This is a genomic window from Arthrobacter sp. E70, from assembly GCF_058266945.1.
Genome location: NZ_JBYQFR010000013.1, coordinates 1 through 19,040, shown reverse-complemented (window position 1 = coordinate 19,040; position 19,040 = coordinate 1). Strand labels below are relative to the sequence as shown.

20 protein-coding genes are annotated in these 19,040 nt (G+C 67.8%); 9 read left to right on the top strand and 11 right to left on the bottom strand.

The window, feature by feature from the left end; genetic code table 11:
• Positions 1–3: 3 nt before the first annotated feature.
• Positions 4–351, bottom strand: a complete 348-nt coding sequence (locus tag AC3IMC_RS16130; RefSeq protein ID WP_490919634.1) for a CU044_2847 family protein — start codon at positions 349–351, stop codon at positions 4–6.
• Between the two features lie 14 nt (positions 352–365).
• Positions 366–722, bottom strand: coding sequence for an SPW repeat domain-containing protein (locus AC3IMC_RS16125; RefSeq protein ID WP_490919633.1), 357 nt, complete (start codon positions 720–722; stop codon positions 366–368).
• 244 nt (positions 723–966) lie between these two features.
• Between AC3IMC_RS16125 and AC3IMC_RS16120 the strand changes: the two genes are divergently transcribed.
• Both AC3IMC_RS16120 and AC3IMC_RS16115 read left to right on the top strand, forming a co-directional pair.
• Positions 967–2,115 (top strand): alkaline phosphatase family protein, encoded by a 1,149-nt coding sequence (locus AC3IMC_RS16120; RefSeq protein ID WP_490919632.1) that lies wholly within the window; start codon positions 967–969, stop codon positions 2,113–2,115.
• Positions 2,116–2,222: 107 nt separating this feature from the next.
• Entirely contained in the window at positions 2,223–3,851 is a 1,629-nt protein-coding gene (locus AC3IMC_RS16115) for an alkaline phosphatase family protein (protein ID WP_490919631.1), read from the top strand.
• 6 nt (positions 3,852–3,857) lie between these two features.
• On the opposite strand, the gene AC3IMC_RS16110 is transcribed toward AC3IMC_RS16115, so the two are convergent.
• Both AC3IMC_RS16110 and AC3IMC_RS16105 read right to left on the bottom strand, forming a co-directional pair.
• Complete coding sequence (locus AC3IMC_RS16110) at positions 3,858–5,006, bottom strand: carboxylate-amine ligase (RefSeq protein WP_490919629.1); 1,149 nt, start codon at positions 5,004–5,006, stop codon at positions 3,858–3,860.
• Positions 4,987–6,471 (bottom strand): M20/M25/M40 family metallo-hydrolase, encoded by a 1,485-nt coding sequence (locus tag AC3IMC_RS16105; protein ID WP_490919627.1) that lies wholly within the window; start codon positions 6,469–6,471, stop codon positions 4,987–4,989. Before AC3IMC_RS16105 ends, AC3IMC_RS16110 begins: the two co-directional genes overlap by 20 nt.
• 263 nt (positions 6,472–6,734) lie before the next feature.
• On the opposite strand from AC3IMC_RS16105, the gene AC3IMC_RS16100 reads away from it, so the two are divergent.
• Positions 6,735–6,992, top strand: a complete 258-nt coding sequence (locus AC3IMC_RS16100; protein ID WP_490919626.1) for a hypothetical protein — start codon at positions 6,735–6,737, stop codon at positions 6,990–6,992.
• 17 nt (positions 6,993–7,009) lie between these two features.
• Here AC3IMC_RS16100 and AC3IMC_RS16095 read toward each other — a convergent pair whose 3' ends face one another.
• The 7 genes from AC3IMC_RS16095 to AC3IMC_RS16065 form a co-directional block, all read right to left on the bottom strand.
• Positions 7,010–8,392 carry a phenylacetate--CoA ligase family protein gene (locus tag AC3IMC_RS16095; protein WP_490919625.1) on the bottom strand — a complete coding sequence of 461 codons (1,383 nt, stop codon included), beginning with the start codon at positions 8,390–8,392 and terminating at the stop codon, positions 7,010–7,012.
• A gap of 10 nt (positions 8,393–8,402) precedes the next feature.
• Positions 8,403–10,838 carry a heavy metal translocating P-type ATPase gene (locus AC3IMC_RS16090; protein WP_490919624.1) on the bottom strand — a complete coding sequence of 812 codons (2,436 nt, stop codon included), beginning with the start codon at positions 10,836–10,838 and terminating at the stop codon, positions 8,403–8,405.
• An 86-nt stretch (positions 10,839–10,924) separates the two neighbouring features.
• The gene (locus AC3IMC_RS16085; protein WP_490919623.1) at positions 10,925–11,602 is read right to left on the bottom strand and encodes an LOG family protein; all 678 of its coding nucleotides are present in this window, start codon (positions 11,600–11,602) and stop codon (positions 10,925–10,927) included.
• Positions 11,599–12,327 carry an ABC transporter ATP-binding protein gene (locus AC3IMC_RS16080; protein ID WP_490919622.1) on the bottom strand — a complete coding sequence of 243 codons (729 nt, stop codon included), beginning with the start codon at positions 12,325–12,327 and terminating at the stop codon, positions 11,599–11,601. The genes AC3IMC_RS16085 and AC3IMC_RS16080 overlap by 4 nt, the downstream gene beginning before the upstream one ends.
• Positions 12,324–13,430: an ABC transporter permease gene (locus AC3IMC_RS16075; RefSeq protein ID WP_490919621.1), complete on the bottom strand. Its 1,107-nt coding sequence runs from the start codon at positions 13,428–13,430 to the stop codon at positions 12,324–12,326. The genes AC3IMC_RS16080 and AC3IMC_RS16075 overlap by 4 nt, the downstream gene beginning before the upstream one ends.
• A 46-nt stretch (positions 13,431–13,476) precedes the next feature.
• Positions 13,477–14,136, bottom strand: coding sequence for a methyltransferase family protein (locus AC3IMC_RS16070; RefSeq protein ID WP_490919619.1), 660 nt, complete (start codon positions 14,134–14,136; stop codon positions 13,477–13,479).
• Entirely contained in the window at positions 14,126–14,392 is a 267-nt protein-coding gene (locus AC3IMC_RS16065; protein ID WP_490919618.1) for a DUF2933 domain-containing protein, read from the bottom strand. Before AC3IMC_RS16065 ends, AC3IMC_RS16070 begins: the two co-directional genes overlap by 11 nt.
• 294 nt (positions 14,393–14,686) lie before the next feature.
• On the opposite strand from AC3IMC_RS16065, the gene AC3IMC_RS16060 reads away from it, so the two are divergent.
• The 6 genes from AC3IMC_RS16060 to AC3IMC_RS16035 form a co-directional block, all read left to right on the top strand.
• On the top strand, positions 14,687–15,142 hold the full coding sequence (locus AC3IMC_RS16060) for a hypothetical protein (protein ID WP_490919617.1): 456 nt from the start codon (positions 14,687–14,689) through the stop codon (positions 15,140–15,142).
• A gap of 147 nt (positions 15,143–15,289) precedes the next feature.
• A complete protein-coding gene (locus AC3IMC_RS16055) occupies positions 15,290–15,925 on the top strand; it encodes a DUF305 domain-containing protein (protein WP_490919616.1) in 636 nt (211 codons plus the stop codon).
• 95 nt (positions 15,926–16,020) lie between these two features.
• A complete protein-coding gene (locus tag AC3IMC_RS16050) occupies positions 16,021–16,893 on the top strand; it encodes a F510_1955 family glycosylhydrolase (RefSeq protein ID WP_490919615.1) in 873 nt (290 codons plus the stop codon).
• A gap of 70 nt (positions 16,894–16,963) precedes the next feature.
• Entirely contained in the window at positions 16,964–17,686 is a 723-nt protein-coding gene (locus AC3IMC_RS16045; protein ID WP_490919614.1) for a VIT1/CCC1 transporter family protein, read from the top strand.
• Positions 17,687–17,844: 158 nt separating this feature from the next.
• The gene (gene ctaC, locus AC3IMC_RS16040; protein ID WP_490919613.1) at positions 17,845–18,756 is read left to right on the top strand and encodes an aa3-type cytochrome oxidase subunit II; all 912 of its coding nucleotides are present in this window, start codon (positions 17,845–17,847) and stop codon (positions 18,754–18,756) included.
• A gap of 14 nt (positions 18,757–18,770) precedes the next feature.
• Positions 18,771–19,040 (top strand): cbb3-type cytochrome c oxidase subunit I (locus AC3IMC_RS16035; protein WP_490919612.1); only part of this gene is annotated, 270 nt, incomplete at its 3' end.

Below are 19,040 nucleotides of genomic sequence, written 5' to 3'. Positions count from 1 at the left end.
CTGTCACCCGCCGTACGTGTTCTCTTCCCCGTGCGGGGCGGCCGCTTCGGGGGTCCAGGTCATGCGGAGGATAAAGTGGGCGTCCGAACTGCTTTTGGCAATCACCGCCCCGGCATCCCCCGCGAGTTTTACGCCGAACTCAACTTCGATCTGTTCGGGAGTGAGCTCCGCCATGGCCTCCAGTGCTGCGCGGGCCGCGGGGCGGACGCTGGCAAGTGCATCTTCCAGGCGCCTGCCCGTGTCCAGGATCCCCTGTTCGTTGCGGGCCGGATGGTCCACGCCGTAGCTGTTGTCCGCAGCCTCAACCAGGACGGTCCCGGATCCCACTTCATAGCGCATCACTTCGGTCATGGCGGATCCCCGTATCAATGCGAGACGCGGTAGGTGTGGCGGAGGTCGGTGCTCGGCTTAATAGCCACCGCTGTGACCACGAGCGCCACTGCCCCTGCGATCCATGATGTCCAGGCGGCCCCCGTCGCGCCCGTGTACGTCCCCAGCCAAGGCGAGAGGACAAGACCAGCAGCAATGACAGCCTGGACGTATTCCATGGCCGGGGTGCCGGGCATGGCCAGGTTGATGATGCCGCTGACAATCAGCAGCCCGCCGAAGAGCAGCATGAGCGTGGTGGACATGCCTTCCTGCCGGGTGAACAGGACCGCTACGGCGGTGAAGAGTCCGGCGGCGACCGCTACATAGTCCTGCCACCGATACCACTTTTTCACTGACTTTCCTTTCTGTCGGGGCGGGAGCCGCCTTCTGCGGTTTCCCGTCCGGCGGGCCTTTGCTGCCCGCGATTTAAGTCAACTCCCGGGGAGCACCGCCTTCTAGGGCAGAAAGACCTACGGCATGCGGCACCCGGATTCACGGTGAATTCACAGGCGTCGCCCGTGGCACCGCAGGCATGCGTGTGCGATAGTGGCGGCAACGCTGGGGCGTCCAATGGTGAAAAGCAAGCAAAGGCCGAAAATGGTGCGAAGTCCAGCCCCAAGACCAGCTGGCAAAGGATGGGGCACTGCCCGCCTGCTGCCGGTCCTGGCCCTGCTGCTTTCGCTGCTGACTGCCTGCCAGCCCGCCGGTCCCGTGACCGGAAACCCCAGCCAGCCCGGGCTGGGGGACGCATTGCAGCCCAGCCCGCACCGCGGCCGCACGCCGGGGCACGTGTTCGTGATCAACCTGGAAAACAAAGGGTATGACAAGGTCTGGGGCGACGGTTCCCCGGCCCCCTACCTCTCCCAGACGCTGCGGAAGCAGGGCGTGCTCCTGGAAAACTACTACGGCATCGCCCACAACTCATTGCCCAACTACCTGGCCCAGATCTCCGGCCAGCCGCCCAATCCCAGCACCAAGAAGGACTGCCACACCTACACGGAGTTCACGGCGCGGTCCACGGACAACCTGGGCAGGATGGACGGCGACGGCTGCGTCTACCCGGCCGAGGTTCCCACGGTGGCGGGCCAGCTGTCCGCGGCGGGGAAGACCTGGAAGGGCTACATGGAGGACATGCAGCACCCGTGCCAGCACCCGTCCCTGGGCTCCGACGATCCCCACGTGAAGGCCACCGTGGGGAACATGTACGCCACCAAGCACAACCCGTTCGTCTACTTCCGCTCCATCACCTCCACGCCGGCGTGCAGCCAGAACGTGGTCCCCTTCACCGACCTGGCCCGGGACCTGGCCTCGGTAGACACCACGCCCAACCTGGCGTACATCACCCCCAACCTTTGCCACGACGGGCATGACCGCCCCTGCGTGGACGGCACCGCCGGCGGCCTGCCTACCTCCGACCAGTGGCTGAGCGCGGAGGTGCCGGCCATCCTGGCCTCGCCGGCCTACCGGCAGGACGGGATGCTGGTGATCACCTTTGACGAGTCCGACGGCGGCGCCACCGGCCCCGAGGACGGCACACCGGGCAGCGTCCCCGGCGGGACGGGCGGCGGCAAGATCGGGACCCTGGTCCTCACGCCCTTCAGCACCGCCGGGGCAACCTCCGTCCAGCCCTACAACCACTACAGCCTGCTGGCCAGCATCGAGGACTACTTCTCCCTGCCCCGGCTGGGCGGCGCCCGGGACCGCGGCGTCACCGCCTTCGGCGACGACGTCTACCAGGGCTCATAGGGCCGGGACTCGCGGTGGCACGAGGGCGGCTGGGGACTCCTTGGCGGAGGATGCGCCGAGGAGGTCCTTGGCGGACGGGTCTTTGGCGGACGGGTCTTTGGCGGACGGTGACCCGGCAACGGCTGCTGGCCGCCGCTGCGGCGGTTGCCGCCCTGGTGACGGTGCTGGCAGTGGTGGTTGCCGGCGTCGTACGCTCCGGACCTGATGCCGGCGGTGCACCGGCGGCCAGCGGGATCCACAGGATCAAGCACGTGGTGATCATCACCCAGGAGAACCGGTCCTTCGACAGCTATTTCGGCACCTATCCGGGAGCGGACGGGATCGCCATGCAGGACGGCCAGCCCGCCGCGTGCCTGCCGGACCCATCCACGGGCGGCTGCTCACGGCCGTTCCACAACCCCGCCGACAGCAACACCGGCGGCCCGCACAGCCACGCCGACGCACTCAAGGACATCGACAACGGCGCGATGGACGGGTTCGTGGCCCAGGCGGAGAAGGCCCTGTCCGGCTGCAAATCCACCGACACCTCGTGCCTGCACAACGCCAAACCCACGGACGTGCTGGGCTACCACGACCGCAACGAGCTGGCCAACTACTGGGCCTACGCGGACAACTTCGTCCTGCAGGACCACATGTTCGCGGCCACCGCCTCCTGGAGCCTGCCGGCGCACCTGTACCTCGTTTCGGAATGGTCGGCCAAATGCACCAAAGCCGGGGACCCGTCGTCGTGCGTCAATGCCATCCAGGATCCCGCCGACGCGCCGTACAAGGTCACCGTCCAGGACACCCTGCTCGGCAAGTGCCAGGACAGCCTGCACCTGGCACCGTGCCAGGCCGCGCTGTCCGCCGCCGGCATCAGCCCCGACCTCGCGGCGCAGATCGACCAACTGGTCGCCGCCAGCTGCAAGCCCGGCGATACGTACGCCGCCTGCAAAGCCGCCGTGGACGCCGCCGATGTCCCCGCGGACCTGAAGCAGAAACTCGCCGACGCCGCCAGGAAGCTGGACGTGCCGGACTACGCCTGGACGGACCTGACCTACCTGCTGCACAAACACTCGGTGCCCTGGGCCTACTACGTGTTCAACGGCACCGAACCGGACTGCCGGAACGACGCCGCCACCTGCGACCCCGTCAAGCAGGACTCCAAAACCCCCGGCCACTGGAACCCGCTGCTCTACTTCGACACCGTCAAGGAGGACGGCGAACAGGGCAACATCAAGCCCCTGGACGGCTTCTACGACGACGCCCGGGAGGGCCGGCTGCCTGCCGTCACCTGGGTGGCGCCCACCAACGAGGTCAGCGAGCACCCGCCGAGCAAAGTCAGCACCGGGCAGGAGTACGTGGCCGGGCTCATCAACGCCATCATGGCCGGCCCCGACTGGGACAGCACCGTGATTTTCCTGACGTGGGACGACTGGGGCGGGTTCTACGACCATGTGGCGCCCCCTGCAGTCGATGGCAACGGTTACGGCATGCGCGTCCCCGGCCTGGTGATCAGCCCGTACGCGAAACAGGGCTACATCGACCACCAGGTCCTCAGCCACGACGCCTACACCAAGTTCATCGAGGATGACTTCCTGGGCGGCGAGCGCCTCGACCCCGCCACCGACGGCCGGCCTGACCCGCGTCCCGGGGTACGGGAAGACAGCCCCGCCCTGGGAAACATCGCCGCCGCGTTCGACTTCAACCAGGCCCCGCGGCCGCCGTTCCTGCTGCCCAACGCCACCACGTACTGACGCCGGTCACAGAGCTCCGCTGACCGTGCATTCGGCGGCGTCCGCCACCACGTCCTCAAGGTCCCCGGTGCGGTGCAGCACCTCCAGCTGCCGGGCGGCGCCGGTGCCTTTGGCCAGCGTGCGGTCCACCAGCTCCTCCACCCGCTGCAGGTCCCCGATGTCCGCCAGGGCCTCCCCGATGTGGTTCAGCAGCGCATTGACGACGGCGAGCGCCGGGGCGGGGCGGTGCGTGTGCGGATCCAGCAGCTCCCCGCGCAGGCCCCAGCGGCTGGCCTTCCAGCCGGCCAGCCGGAGCAGCGCCGACGGGACGGCCACAGGTTCGATCCCTTCCCGCCATTCGCGCGCGGCAGTTTCCACCAGGCCCCTGGCGATCCCCGCCAGCAGCACCGTGTTTTCCGGCCACAGGCACACGTCCGCCACCCGGATCTCCACGGTGGGGTAGTGCCGGGAGAGGCGGGCGTCGAAGTAGATCATTCCCTCGTCCATGGCGACGCCGGTGCTCACCATGTCATGCACCAGCTGGTGGTAGGAGTCAGGGCTGCCCAGGATCTCCAGCGGGCCGGCGGACGGCCACCGGCTCCAGACCTGGGAACGGTAGCTGGCGTAACCGGTGTCCTGCCCGTGCCAGAACGGGGAGTTTGCACTGAGCGCCACCAGCACCGGCAGCCAGTTCCGGATCCGGTCGAGCACCCCCACTGCTTCCTCCGCCGATTCCACCGAGACATGGATGTGGGAGCCGCAGGTCAGCTGCTCGCGCGCGGTGAGTCCATACTCCTCCGTCATGGCCCGGAACCGCCGGAGCTGCACCGGGTGGGGATCGGCGGGCAGCGGCGAGGTGCCCAGCGCCGCCACCTGCACTCCGACGTCCCCGGCGGCCTGGTGCGCGATGGCCCGGCCCGCGATGATGTCCCGCTCCAGGGCGGCCAGGGTGGCGTGCGGCGGGGTGACCACCTCGATCATTTCCTGCTGGAACTCGGCCGTCAGGAGTGGTCCCGCCGCCGCCTCCAGCGGGCGGACGTACAGGTCCAGGAGTGCGCCGGCCAGGGGTGTGGCTTCCCCGGTGCCAGGGTCCACCAGGAGCAGTTCCTCCTCGATGCCGAACGTCCGCCGGTCTGCTCCCGCGCCGCCCGTGCCGTCATTGCCGTGGGTGTCCATCGCCGTCGTCCCCTATCCCTTGCATCGTTGCAAGCTCGTCCCAGAAGCAGGCCAGCGAGACCGCACCGTTCAGGAGGACGTCAAGGCTGGCGCTTTCGTCGCTGTCGTGCCAGTGGTCCTCCACCAGCCCCGTGCCGAAGAAGACCACCGGCACGCCCAGCGTGCGGCTGAGCAGTTCGGCCGGACCGCCGCCGGCATTCCCCATGCGCCCGGTCCGTTCAGCCTGGAATCCTTTCGCCATGGCACGTTCCAGGGCGGCGACGGCGGGGTGCGCGGGGGTGCGGTAGGGCAGCTGGGCGGTCTCCAGGTCCGGGACCGCGCTGAAGGAAAAGCCCGGCCGGATGGTAGCTGCCACCCACTCCTCGAACTGTTGGGCCACCTTCTCCGGGCGCTGGTCCGGCACAATCCGGAAGCTGAGGTCGGCGGATGCCACGGCGGGAACGGCGGCACGGGACACGGCCTCCGGGTCGCCGGCCATGAGCGCGGTGGCTTCGACGGCGGGCCGCAGCCACAGCCGCTCCAGCACGGTATAGCCCTCCTCGCCGGTGATGGCGCCGCTCTCGGACCGGGCCAGCCAGTCCTCCGCACTGAACGGCAGCTCCGCGAAAGCCCGGCGCAGGTCCTCGGAAAGCGGCCCGGCGTCATCGTAGAATCCGGGGATGGCGATCCTGCCGTCGGTGTCGTGCATGAGGCCCAGCAGCCTGCCGAGCTCGAAGGCCGGGTTGGGCGCCGTTCCGGAGACGGCGCCGCTGTGCACGTCGCGTTCCGGGCCGTACAGCTCCAGGTGGACGCTGAGCATCCCGCGCAGGCCCATGCAGACAGCCGGGTGGTCGGCCCGCCACAGGAGGGTGTCGCTGAAGAGGACGACGTCGGCCCGGAGCCTTTCCGCCTGTTCCTCCAGGAGCGTGGCAAGGTGCGGGGAGCCGCCCTCCTCCTCGCCTTCGACGAGGAATTTCAGGTTGACGGCCGGACTTGCGCCTCCCGTGACGCGGAGGTGGGCGCGGACAGCCTCGATGTGCGCCAGGACCTGGCCCTTGGCGTCCGAACTTCCCCTGCCGTAGAGCCGGCCCTCTCGCAGGACCGGCTCAAAGGGTGCCGTCAGGCTCCAGTTCTCCGGCTTGGCGGCGCGGACGTCATGATGGCTGTAGACCAGGACGGTGGGCGCGCCGGGGGCAACGCACCATTCGGCGTACACGGCGTGCGAGTCGCCGGTAGGCAGCACTTCCGCCACGGGGAAGCCGGCTTCCCGGAATTCGGCCGCGAGCCAGTTGGCTGAGCGCAGCAGGTCCTGCGCGTGCCCGGGCATCCCCAGGACGCCGGGGACACGCACCCACTCGGCCAGCCGCCGCTCCAGCTCCACCTGCCGGAAGTGGAGGTAGGCACGCAGCTGGGTGGCGTCGTCGTGCCCCTTTGCCGCGCCCGGGCCGGCGCCGTCGTGCCTGTCCATGCCTGCGCCGCCGATCATGGGTTCCGGTGTATCTCGTTCATCCCGTCGTTCCCCTACTTTCTGCGGAGAAACATTATGATAAGCACCCTTAGCAATTGGTGTGAAGGGTTCGGATACCATGCGTCCGCCCGGCCTGCCCTGTACTTCCGCCCTACCCGCGCGTAGATTCAGAAGTGTGACGGGCATCAAGGCCCGCCCTCCGGCGGACCTCCTGCACAGGTACACAGGAGAAGCTGCTGTAGTCCGCCGGCGGCACCTAATGCAGCAGCGAAAGAGCCCCCATGGCGTCATCGCATATCCAGCAGTTCCTGGAAGAAGCAACAACCACCGATCCCTCCCGCGATTTTCCGCTAAGTCCCGATTGCCTCTACGGCCTGTACGTGAGCTGGTGCCGGCTGCACGGGTTCACTGCCAAGCCGGACCAGGCCTTCCGGGCCGGGATGCGGCGCTGCGGCATCGATGTCCGGAATTCACAGTTGCGGATGAAGGGGCCCGCGGCGGCCGACTATATCCTCAGCAGCTACCCCGACGTCGCCTGACGCGCCGTATCCGCGGGTCAACGGCCCGGGAACGGCTCCTGCCCCTTGAGTGCCCGCACAAAAGGTGCCTTGCCCAGGGCTGTGCGCTGGAGTTCCGCAACGGGTTCCACGTAGACAGGAACTGCGGCCACGCCTGCTGCTTCGAGGGCAGCGGCCACTGCGGAACGGATGCCCTGCACGGAATGCCCGGGGGCGATGCCGGCCACGAGGACGCGCAGGCGCGCGGGTTCCTGGATCACCTGCCAGCCTGAGGTACCCGCCCCGTCCAGTACGTGGTGGAACACGTCAGGGTGGACGGTGGTGTTCCCTTCCCTCCCCGGGAGCACCAGGACGTCCTCCACCCGCCCCTCAACGCCTTCGAGCAGCCGGAAGGATCGTCCGCAGGGGCAGCCGCGGCCTCCCAGCCTGATGCTGTCCGACATCTCATAACGGATCAGCGGCAGGGTGCGGGAGAACAGCACGGTGACGAACACCTTGGCCCCTGTCAGGCCCGGCTCCACGGGACGGCCGGCCTGGTCGACGGATTCAACGATCACCAAATCCTCGTACACATGGCGGTTCCGGTGGGTACAGGGTGAGGCGATGCCGGCTGTTTCCGTGGCGGCATAGACATCGAACGGGACCGTCCCCCACGCCTCCTCCATGTCCTTGGCGGCCTGCAGGGTGAGCACTTCGGAAGCCGACATCACACCCTCCGGTGCGATGCGCAGCCGCCCCGCGAGCTGTTCGGCCGCCAAGGGTTTCAGGGCGGAGGCGTAGCCCACGAGGACCGTTGGCTGGAACCCGTTCAGCGCCGCCACCGTCCCGCCCATGGGTGCAGTGACATCCAGCCGCAGGGCAGGGATGAGCCGGGTGTCCAGGGAGGCCGCCACCACCGCTGACTGGTGGCCGAGGTTCCGCGAGCTGACCAGTGCCATCCGCACGGGCCGTCCCGGCCTCGGCCCCGTCGAAATGCCTGCCCAGTCGTAGGCGCGCGCATACGAGGCCAGGACCCTGGCCCACTCCGGACGGCTCCAGGCGAAGATCCCGCGCCTGCCCGTGGTCCCCGCGGTGGCGGCCACCCACCACCGCCCGTTCCATGCCCGCCCCGGGTCGCCGCCGCTCTCGGTGAGGACGCGCAGGTGGTTCTCCAGGCCGGCAAGGTCCAGGTCCGGCGTCGTGATGGCTTCGTCGAAGTGCTCCATGAGGTCCGCCTTGGTTACGGGCGGCAGTTCGCGCAAGGGCGCATCGTGCAGGCCCGCGTGGTGGCGCCGGTAGAACTCCGAGCCGGCATAGGCCGCCGCGCGCAACCGAAGCAGGGCGCGCTCCTGGTGGGCGGCGATACGGGCGGTGTCCCACCCGTCCCGCCGCCGCCACTGCGCCCGCAGGAACAGCACTTGTGGAATGAGGCGGGCGTCCATACGGGGTGCCTTAGTGGTGGCCGGCCGGCGCCGGTGAAAGCGGGCGGGCAGGGCGGGCCGTGGTGGCGTCGGGGGTATCCGGACGGGGAAGCCGGAGGCGCTTGAGGAGCAGGGCGTTCACGGCCACCAGGAAGCTGGAGCCGGACATGGAAAGGGCGGCGATCTCTGGGCTGAGGACTACTCCGGCGAAGGCGAAGACGCCGGCAGCGATGGGGAGGGCGATTGCGTTGTATCCCACGGCCCAGCCCAGGTTCTGCCGCATTTTGCGCAGGGTGCCTTTGCCGATCCGCAGCGCTGTGGGTACATCCAGGGGGTCCGAGCGCATCAGGACGACGTCGGCTGTTTCGATCGCGACGTCGGTCCCCGCGCCGATGGCGATGCCGAGATCGGCCTGGGCCAGGGCCGGGGCGTCGTTGACTCCGTCGCCGACCATGGCGACCTTCTTGCCGGCGTGTTGCAGCCCGGCGATCTTCGCTGACTTGTCCCCGGGCAGGACTTCGGCGATGACGGTGTCGATCCCGAGTTGCCCGGCGATGCGCCTGGCGGTGGCCTCATTGTCCCCGGTGAGCATGACGACTTCGATGCCGGCTTCGTGGAGGGCGGCGACCGCGGGGGCGGCTGTGGGCCGGGCGGCGTCGGCCAGGGCAATGACGCCGGCGGGCCCGCCGTCGACGGCGACGAGCACCGCAGTGCGGCCCGTGCCCGCCAGTTCGTCCCGGACGGCGGCGAGGCGGCCGAGGTCGACCCCTTCGTTGGCCATGAGCTTGCGGTTGCCCACCAGCACCCGGTGCCCGTCCACGGTGGCCCCGGCCCCGTGCCCGGGAACGTTGCGGAAGCCTTCGGCCTCAAGTGCGGGGACATTCTGCCCGCGGGCGTGCTGGACGACGGCGGCGGCGAGCGGGTGCTCGGATTCCTGCTCCACTGCTGCAGCCAGCGCCAGCAGCCGCCCGCGGTCGATGCCTTCCTCGACGACGTCCGTCACCTCCGGCTCGCCCTTGGTCAGGGTGCCGGTCTTGTCCAGCACCACGGTATCGATCCGTGCCGAGACTTCCAGTGCTGTGGCGTTCTTGAACAGCACCCCCCGCTTGGCACCGAGGCCCGTGCCCACCATGATGGCTGTGGGCGTGGCCAGGCCAAGGGCATCGGGGCAGGTGATCACCACGACGGTGATGGCGAACAGCAGCGCGGCCTGGACCCCCGCCCCCGCCGCCAGCCACGCGGCGAACGTCACGGTGCCGCCCACCAGTGCCACCAGGACCAGCCAGAACGCCGCCCTGTCAGCCAGTCGCTGGCCCGGAGCCTTGGAATTCTGCGCTTCCTGGACGAGGGCCACGATCTGGGCCAGGGCAGTGTCGGCCCCGACTTTCGTGGCACGGACCCGCATGGTGCCGGTGGTGTTGATGGATGCCCCGATCACCTCCGAGCCGGCAGTCTTGGTCACCGGGAGGCTTTCACCGGTAACCATGGACTCGTCCACCTCGGACTGTCCGTCCTCGACCTGGCCGTCGACGGGGATTTTCGATCCGGGCCGGATGAGCAGGAGGTCCCCGGCCTGGACGTCGGAGGTGGGGACCTCGACGGTGTCCCCGTCCCGGATGACCACGGCCACCGGCGGGGCGAGTTCAAGCAGGGTGCGGATGGCTTCGTTTGCGCCGCCGCGCGCACGCATCTCGAACCAGTGGCCCAGCAGCACGAAGGAGGCCAGGACGGTCGCGGCTTCGTAGAAGACCTCGCCGCCCCCGGTGAGGGTGATCCAGACGCTGTAGAGCCAGCCGGTGCCGATGGCGATGGCCACCAGGACCATCATGTCCAGGGTGCGGGCGCGCAGCGCCCGGTAGGCGCCGTCGAAGAAGATCCATGATGAGTAGAAGATGACGGGCAGGGACAGGATCAGGGCCATCACGTCGTCGCGCAGGCTGAACGGTGTGGGGGCCGTGAAGCCGAGCATGCTCCTGCCCATGGGTGACCAGAGCGTCACCCCGATCGAGAGGACCGCTGCCACGATGAAGCGGTTGCGCATGTCCTTGACCATGCTGTCCATCGACATTCCGGCATGGCCGCCGTGGCCCATCATGTCCTGTGCGCTGGGAGCCATCTGCTCGTGGGGGACGTGCGCCATCTGCTCCTGGGGAGGGTGGGCCATCTGCTCGTGCCGTACGGGGTGGTGTTCCGCCGGGTGCAGGGGCATGTCCTGCATCGGGTAGCAGATGTGGTCCGGTACTGCTTCGCCCCGGCAGTGGTAGCCGCAATCGCGTACCCACCCGGCGATTTCTTCGATGGACGTGACCGCCGGGTCGAAGCTGACGGTTGCGGTCTGGGCGACAGGATTTGCCTCGACGCCCTCGACTCCGGGCCGGCGCATCAGGACCTGCTCCACAACAGCTTTCGACGTGGCCCAGTGCAGGCCGCCCACCTCCACGACGGTGCGCTTCAACGTTGGTGCCACGGTTCCTCCTTCCGAGGTGTATTTTCGTTGCTCCCGTCCCGGAGCGTCAGGGTCTTTGGTCCGGCGACCAGGCGGACGTTGGCAGGTCAGAGGCTGAGTTGGCGCAGGTGGCAGAGCCCGATCAGGGCGGCGGCCTCGTCGAGGTCATCGGTGCAGCGCAGCAGCCGGATGTCCTCCGGGGTGATCAGCCCCTGGTCCTGGAGGTGCGCCCGGATCCAGGACATCAGCCCGGCCCAGTGCTCGGTGCCGACCAGGACGACAGGAAACTCGTGGATCTTTCCGGTCTGCACGAGCGTCAGGGCTTCGAAGAGTTCGTCCAGGGTGCCGAAGCCGCCCGGGAGGACAACGAAGGCGCAGGCGTACCGGACGAACATGATCTTCCGTGCAAAGAAGTACCGGAAGGTCATGGAGACATCCAGGTAGGGATTGAGCGACTGTTCGTGCGGGAGCTCGATGCCTAGCCCTACGGACGTTCCGCCGCATTCGAAAGCGCCGCGGTTGGCCGCTTCCATCAGTCCCGGCCCCCCGCCGGTGATGACGGCGTAGCCCTCGGTGGCGAGCCGGGCTCCCAAGGCCCTGGCAATGCCGTACCGGGGATCGTCCGGGCCGGGGCGTGCTGATCCGAAGACAGCAACGGCCTTTTGCAGCCGGCTGGAGAGCAACTGGAAGCCATCCTCTATTTCCCGCCGGATCCGCTCGACCCGGCCCGGGTCATCGGCCGGGTCGGCCAGGGCGGCGAGCAGTTCTTCGTCGGTCATTTTCATGGCGAAGCTGCTCCGGCATGCATGCGGCAATGCTGGTCGTGCTCACCGCGTTCTTCACTGATGAGGCGGCCGTCCTCGATGGTGATGACACGTTTGGCGGCGGTCCTGAGCCGCTGGTCGTGGCTTACGATGACGACAGCCCGGTTTTCCCGGCACGCCGTCTCACACAGCAGCAAGGTGACGTCCTGGCCGGTGCTGGCGTCAAGGTTGGCCGTGGGTTCGTCGGCGAGGATCAGGCGCGGATTGTTGGCCAGGGACCGGGCTATGGCCACCCGTTGCTTCTCGCCGCCGGACAGATCCCTGGGCAAGTTCTTGAGCCGGTGCCCGAGCTGGAGCTGGTCCAGGGCGGCCCGGGCCTGCCCGCGGGCCTGCTTCCGGGGCACCCCGGCCATGAGCCGTGGCAGCATGACGTTTTCCTCTGCGGTCAGGGCCGAGAGCAGGTTGAAGGTCTGGAACACAAAACCGAACTCCTGCAGGCGCAGCCGCGACAACTGTCCAGGGCCCAGCGTTGACGTGTCCTGCCCGGAAATGAGGACGCGGCCCGCGCTGCGGGACATCAGCGTACCGATCATCGACAACAGCGTGGTCTTGCCGGAACCGGAAGGACCCATGATCAGTACAATGTCGCCGGCCCCGACCTCCAACGAGACGTGGTCGACGGCGGTCACGGCAGTGTGGCCGCTGCCGAAGGTTTTGGACACGTCCTGGACAGAGACGACGTTCATGACCGGAACACCTCCGCGGGGTCGATGCCCGCGAGCCGGTGGACGGGCAGCAGCGAGGACACCACAGCCATCACCACCGTGACCGCGAAGATCCAGGCGGCGTCGACCCAGCGGATCTCCGTGATGAACTCCGGCACGATGTTCCCGGCGACGGTGCTGACGGCCAGGGCCAGGGCCGCGCCGACTACATAGCCGAGCACGGCTGCCGTAATGGCCTGCTGAACCACCACCGTGTACAGCTGGCGGTTGCTCACGCCGATGGCCTTCAACACGCCGTATTCACGGGCCTTCTCGATGGTGGACGTGAAAATCGTCAGGCCGATCACGGTCATGCCGACAGCAATGCCAATCAGCAGCAGCACCAGGATGATGGGCAGGAAGGTGTCCCGGACGATGTTCGTGTTGTTGTCCAGGAACTGGTCCTTGGTGATCGCATCCACGGCGGGTTCCGCTTCGATGCCCGAGACGATCGCTGCCCGGTCGGCGCCGTCCCGGACGGTGACGAGGAAGAAATTGGTCGCCCCCGGGAGTTGGAGGATGTTTTCGGCATCTTCCTTGGTGGCGAACGCGAAGGAGAAGCTCAGGATGTACCCGCCGTCGGAGTAGCCGGAGACTCTCAGCGGCCGGCCCGCAACGGAGAGGGTATCGCCGATGCGGATGTCCTCGCTGCGGCCCACCGTCCGGTCAATGATGATCTCGCCTTTTGCGGGGACGGCCTTGCCTTCGACCACCCGGGCCGGGGCGCCGACGTCGTTCTCAGTGTCGTCGGCGATTACGTAGAGGTTGATGTCCTTGCCGTTGTGGGCCACCGAAACCCGTCGTCCGCTGAAGGGCTTGGCGCTGGCCACGCCGTCCACGCGGGTGAGGAAGTTGCCGATGGTCAGGGGAAGAACGGAGGGCGTGTGGAACATGTCGGTGGCCCCGGTCTGGGTGACCCAGTAGTCCGCCGGCACGGTGCGGATATACTCCCCGATCTTCTCGCTCCACCCCTGGTAAAGGCCCTGGATGCTCATGATGAGCAGGACGCTGAACGCCACCCCGCCCACGCTGATCAGCAGCCGGGTCTTCTCCTGGACCAAGTTCCTTATCGCCAGGAGCAACATTTTCCGCCCCTTGTCCGAGTGCCCCGTACGGTGCCCATGTCCCCGCCTACGGCTTCCGTCCCGCGTTGGCACGGCGGCGCGCCAGGTTCGGGATGAATCCCGGAACGCGCCGGCGGTACCGGGCGTAGGCCTCACCGAATTCAGCCTCCATCAGGCCCTCCTCCTTTCGTGCCAGGCGCAGGTATACGGCCACCAGGACCGGAAACATCAGCAGGGTCAGCACGGTGGGCCATTGGAGCAGGAAGCCCGCCATGATGGTCAGGAAGCCGGCGTATTGGGGATGCCGCACCACGCCGTAGGGGCCAGTGGTGGCGAGCCGCCCCTGCCGCTGTGCTGCGAACAGGACCTGCCAGGACCGGAACAGCAGGAGGAATCCGAGGGCGATCAGCAGGTTGCTCACGAGGTGCAGCGGGCTCATGTGCGGGTCGCCCTGCCAGCCCATGAGGTCCTGCCAGAGGTGCCCTGAATTGTGGGTCAGCAGGTCCAGGCCCGGCACCTGGCTACCGAGCCAGCCGGAGAGCAAGTAGATCGTCAGCGGAAACCCGTACATCTCCGTGAACAGCGCCACGACGAACGCCGAAAAGGCCCCCAGCGCCCGCCAGTCCAACCGTGTTCGGGGCCGGACGAAGCTGAAGGCGAAGATGATGAAGACCGCCGAATTCAGGATCACGAGCCACCAGAGGTTGTAGCCGGAGTCAGTGGACATGCCCGGCACCTCCTTCACCGGGCCGGCCGTCATGGCCTGCCTGACCTCCATGCCCACCATGACCGCCATGCATGAACAGGTGCATGCCCATCATGAGCACCACCCACAAGTAGGGCAGGGCGTCCAGGATGTGCACCCAATGCGCGGAAACCAGGTAGACGGCTGCCGCAGCAATGGCGAGCGTGAGGACCGCCTGTCCCCAGGGGCGGTACGGCCGGCCGGTGTCCGGGGCCCGCAGATCGTCGAGCCTGCCCATACCTCAGTGTTGGCCGCCGGGAACGCCCTGTGTAGAGCCGAACGGCCCACCCGTGGGGTGCTTCCCGGTGGCTGCGGAGGCCCGTCAGTGCCCGGTCACCGGCTGGCGCCAGTGTGGCCGGTTGACCGGCGGTGTCACAAGGGCCAATGGCCCCGCACCACCTGGCGGGTGAAACGGAAAACCTGTCCTGTTCGTTGGACCCGGGCAGGACAGGCAAAGCCCACCCGCGCCAGAATGGCCGATAGTGTTGGGACAGACGGTGGAAGAGCCGGCCTGCAGGAAAGGAGCGTGGTCATGGCCTTAGGTTCGCTGCCGCCGTCGTTCCTTCGCCGGCTCAGCCTGGTTCCGCTGCTCCTGGCCATCATCGCCGGCATTTTCGGAATGCATGTCCTGGCCGGGCACCATGTCCAGCACGGATCGCAGGCGGCCGGTCCTGCCATCGAGGCGGCCCCTGGGCACGCGGCAGCCGTGGATGCCCACGGAACACACGCGCACTCCGCCGCGGCCACGTCCGACAACGCCGCACAACTGCCGTCCGGCGCCGCTTGCGTGTCCGGCGACTGCGCCACCATGCACGCAGCACGGGCGGTATGCGTACTCTCGGCCGCTGCCGGTTCGCTGGCCGCACCGCCCCCGGGGACGTCCCCGCAGCCGCGCTCTTTCCCCGCCGCCGCCGCGGCCACTGCGGGCGGCTACCCATATCTTCCCGGCACGCCAACGCCTGCCGAGCTGTGCATCAGCAGAACGTAAAACCTGCCCGGCTGCCCCTTCCTGCGGCACCCACCCACCCGGCGGACCACGCCGCCCCGCGCAGCACCCTGCGCTAACCAATACAGACTCTCCAGTACAGACTCTCGCGGCGCATGCGCGCCCCTTCACGAAGAGGACACGTTTCCCATGAACAAGACCGCCCTCACGCTCTCGGCAGCCGCAGTGGCAGCAACCCTCGCCCTGGCCGGATGCTCCCCGTCCGGCACTTCATCCGGCGGCAGCTCCATGTCCGGCATGGACCACAGCGGCACTGCCATGGCCTCGGCCACCGCCTCCCCGACTGCCCCTGCCGACGCCAGCGCCCACAACGATGCGGACACGGTGTTCGCGCAGATGATGATCCCGCACCACCGCCAGGCCGTGCAGATGAGCGACATCATGCTGAAGAAGCAGGACCTGCCTGCCGACGTCGCTGAACTGGCCGGCGAGATCAAAGCCGCCCAGGGCCCCGAAATCGAGACCATGACGTCCTGGCTGAAGGGATGGGGCGAGCCTACTGAAGCAGCCGCCGGCCACGACATGGCGTCCATGGAGGGCATGATGAGCGACGCCGACCTGGCCGAGCTCGACGCCGCCCAGGGCACCGAGGCGGCGAAGCTCTTCTTCGAGCAGATGATCGCCCACCACGAGGGCGCGGTGAAGATGGCCAAGGCCGAAAGCACCGACGGCAAGGACGCCTCCGTTGTAGCCCTCAGCAAGAAGATCGTGGAAGACCAGGAAGCTGAAATCAACAAGATGAAGGCCTTGCTGCAGAACCTCTAGCCGTCAGCACACACCCGCGTACACAAAGAGGTGCCGGCCCGGCCAGGGCCGGCACCTGCCCTCCTCGTTTGTCCCACCGCCCTTGGAGCCCAGCCATGCCTTTCCCCTTCCCTCCCCGCAGGCCGCTGCCCGCCCTCGCCGCAGCGGCCGCCGTCGTCCTTGCCCTGGCCGGCTGCACCACCGCCGGCACCGGCAGCACCGGCACCGCAACGGCCTCGCCGGGGCTGCCCAGCAGCCATGTCCACGCCCTTGACGTCAACCCGGAAACCGGCCAGGTCCTCCTGGCCACCCACGAAGGCCTGTTCGACGTCACCACCGAACCAGCACGGAAGATCGGTGCAACGAACGATCTCATGGGCTTCACTGCAGGCCACGACCGGGGATTCTTCTTCGCCTCCGGGCACCCCGGAAAGGGCTCGGAGTTGCCCAACCCGTTGGGCCTGGTGACCTCAAGCGACGGCGGCGCGAGCTGGGAGCCCCTGTCCCGGCAAGGCGAATCGGACTTCCACACCCTCGCCACCACCAAGTCCGGAATCATCGCCATCGACGGCACGCTCCGGACCAGCCCTGACGGCAAGACCTGGACCACTGTCGATGTCCCCTTCAAACCTGCGGTCCTCGCGGGCCACCCGGTCAGCAACACCGTCCTGGCCACCACAGCTGCCGGAATCCAGCGCTCAACCGACGGCGGCGCCACGTGGGCGATGGTCAGCGCCGGGCCCGTGATTCAGTTCGCTGGCTTCGCCAGCCCGGATGAAGCCGCCGGGATAGCACCCGACGGCACGGTCCACACATCCACGGACGGCGGCGCCACCTGGACACGCACCGGGCAGGTCGACGGCGAAGTCCAGGCGATCTCCGTGGTGAAGGGTTCCGCGGGCAAGCCGTGGATCTGGGCTGCCACCTCCGCGGGGATCCTGGTCTCCACCGACGGCGGGGCCACCTTCAAACCCCATAAACCTGCCTGAACCGGCCCCGAAGGGTTAGGGGATGCAACCCTTCGTAGCACCGTCGACTGCCCGGTGGTTTACTGCCCGCATGTCCGAAACCCTGAAGCAGAGCCACCTCGAACCCCATGACGGCAGCCTTGCCGCCCGGCTGAACTGGCTGCGGGCCGGCGTCCTTGGCGGGAACGACGGCATTGTCTCCGTTGCCGCAACGGTGGTGGGCGTTGCCGGCGTGACCAATGAGTTGCCGCCCGTCCTTGTAGCCGGGACGGCAGCGGTAGTGGGCGGCGCGGTCTCCATGGCCCTCGGCGAGTATGTTTCCGTGAGCAGCCAGAGCGACAGCCAGCGGGCACTGATCGAAAAGGAACGCCAGGAACTGAGGGACGACCCCGAGGGTGAGCTGGCGGAACTGGCGGAAATCTACCAGGCGAAGGGACTGAGCGAAGCCACAGCGCGGACGGTCGCGGAAGAGCTGACCGCCAAGGACGCCCTCAAGGCCCACCTTTCCGCTGAGCTGAACATCGACGAAGCCGAGGTAGCGAGTCCGTGGCACGCGGCTTTCGCTTCCGCCGTGGCATTCACCATCGGCGCCGTGCTGCCGATGCTGGCCATCGTCCTTCCGCCTGCCGAAGCCCGCATCCCGGTCGCTTTCGCAGCGGTCGTACTGGCCCTGGCCCTCACCGGGACCGTCAGTGCCCGGATTGGTGGAAGCTCCAAGCGCAAGGCAACGCTGCGGCTGGTGCTCGGCGGCGCGCTGGCCATGGCCTTCACTTTCGCGGTGGGAAGCCTTTTGGGCACTACCGGCATAGCCTGACCGGATTGCGGGCCGGGGGCGTCGAAAACCCCTTCCCCTCGGGATTTTCCGCGCGTATGGTGGGCCGCATAACCGCTTGCCCAACGGGCGGCGGCGGGCTCATGCAGCTGGGCTTCTGGAGCATGCCGGAGGGACCACTTGTGGGTACAAAACCGTTCATGAACCACAGCGTGCGGCGCTTCGCGGCACTGGCCGCGGGCCTTGCCGCCGTGCCCGCGCTCGCCTCCTGCTCGGCGGAAGTGTCCCGCGGCTTCCTGCCGGGCAACCGCGAAACCACCAGCAACACCCCCCTGATCATGGACCTGTGGGTCAACTCGTGGATTGCCGCGCTGATCGTCGGGATTATCACCTGGGGCCTTATGCTCTGGGTCATCATCGCCTACCGGCGCCGGAAGGACACGGTGGGCTTCCCGCCCCAGATCAGCTACAACCTGCCCCTGGAAGTCTTCTACCTGTCCATCCCGCTCATCGTGATCGGCGTCCTGTTCGTCTTCACGGACCGGGAGCAGCGCGCCATCGACGAGCGCTTCCCCAATCCCGACGTGGTGATCGATGTCTTTGGCAAGCAGTGGTCCTGGGACTTCAACTACGTCAAGGAGGACGTCCATGAGGACGCCGGGCAGCAGGCCCACCTCACGGGCGACTGGGGAACCCCGGACCGGCTGCCCACCCTCTACCTCCCGGTGGGGAAGAAGGTCGAACTGCACCTGCAGACCCGCGACGTCCAGCACTCCTTCTGGGTGGTGGAGTTCCTGCAGAAGCGTGACATGTACCCCGGCCACGAACAGTTCAACCCCTACATCAGCATCACCCCCAACCGCACGGGTGAATACATGGGCAAGTGCGCGGAGCTCTGCGGTGAATACCACTCCGAGATGCTCTTCAAGGTCCGGGTGGTCAGCCAGCAGGAATACGACAGCCACATCGCCGACCTGAAGGCCCGCGGCAACACCGGCCAGCTTGGCCTTGACTTCGTCAGGCGGCCGGAATCGGCGCCGGCACCGGCAGGTCTGGCACCGGCAGCCCTGCAACCCGAGGTCCCGGCACGGGCCCTGGACACAGCACAGTAAAGGACGGCGCAGTAATGTCCACTACCAGTCAGCGAGCCAGCGGGGCCGGAGCAACGGCAGCACCGCCGCCGGTCCGGCGCGCCAAGGGCACCATTGTGGTCAACTGGATCACTTCCACCGACCACAAGACCATCGGGTACATGTACCTGATTTCATCGTTCGTGTTCTTCTGCGCCGCGGGCGTGATGGCGCTGCTGATCCGTGCCGAACTGTTCGAGCCCGGCATGCAGATCCTGCAGACCAAGGAACAGTACAACCAGCTGTTCACCATGCACGGCACCATG

Coding starts and splice junctions, on each gene's coding strand:
- AC3IMC_RS16130 (WP_490919634.1), bottom strand. CDS start 351: ATGACCGAAGTGATGCGCTATGAAGTGGGATCCGGGACCGTCCTGGTT.
- AC3IMC_RS16120 (WP_490919632.1), top strand. CDS start 967: ATGGTGCGAAGTCCAGCCCCAAGACCAGCTGGCAAAGGATGGGGCACT.
- AC3IMC_RS16110 (WP_490919629.1), bottom strand. CDS start 5,006: ATGGACACCCACGGCAATGACGGCACGGGCGGCGCGGGAGCAGACCGG.
- AC3IMC_RS16105 (WP_490919627.1), bottom strand. CDS start 6,471: ATGATCGGCGGCGCAGGCATGGACAGGCACGACGGCGCCGGCCCGGGC.
- AC3IMC_RS16100 (WP_490919626.1), top strand. CDS start 6,735: ATGGCGTCATCGCATATCCAGCAGTTCCTGGAAGAAGCAACAACCACC.
- AC3IMC_RS16095 (WP_490919625.1), bottom strand. CDS start 8,392: ATGGACGCCCGCCTCATTCCACAAGTGCTGTTCCTGCGGGCGCAGTGG.
- AC3IMC_RS16085 (WP_490919623.1), bottom strand. CDS start 11,602: ATGAAAATGACCGACGAAGAACTGCTCGCCGCCCTGGCCGACCCGGCC.
- AC3IMC_RS16080 (WP_490919622.1), bottom strand. CDS start 12,327: ATGAACGTCGTCTCTGTCCAGGACGTGTCCAAAACCTTCGGCAGCGGC.
- AC3IMC_RS16075 (WP_490919621.1), bottom strand. CDS start 13,430: ATGTTGCTCCTGGCGATAAGGAACTTGGTCCAGGAGAAGACCCGGCTG.
- AC3IMC_RS16070 (WP_490919619.1), bottom strand. CDS start 14,136: ATGTCCACTGACTCCGGCTACAACCTCTGGTGGCTCGTGATCCTGAAT.
- AC3IMC_RS16065 (WP_490919618.1), bottom strand. CDS start 14,392: ATGGGCAGGCTCGACGATCTGCGGGCCCCGGACACCGGCCGGCCGTAC.
- AC3IMC_RS16060 (WP_490919617.1), top strand. CDS start 14,687: ATGGCCTTAGGTTCGCTGCCGCCGTCGTTCCTTCGCCGGCTCAGCCTG.
- AC3IMC_RS16055 (WP_490919616.1), top strand. CDS start 15,290: ATGAACAAGACCGCCCTCACGCTCTCGGCAGCCGCAGTGGCAGCAACC.
- AC3IMC_RS16050 (WP_490919615.1), top strand. CDS start 16,021: ATGCCTTTCCCCTTCCCTCCCCGCAGGCCGCTGCCCGCCCTCGCCGCA.
- AC3IMC_RS16045 (WP_490919614.1), top strand. CDS start 16,964: ATGTCCGAAACCCTGAAGCAGAGCCACCTCGAACCCCATGACGGCAGC.
- ctaC (WP_490919613.1), top strand. CDS start 17,845: ATGAACCACAGCGTGCGGCGCTTCGCGGCACTGGCCGCGGGCCTTGCC.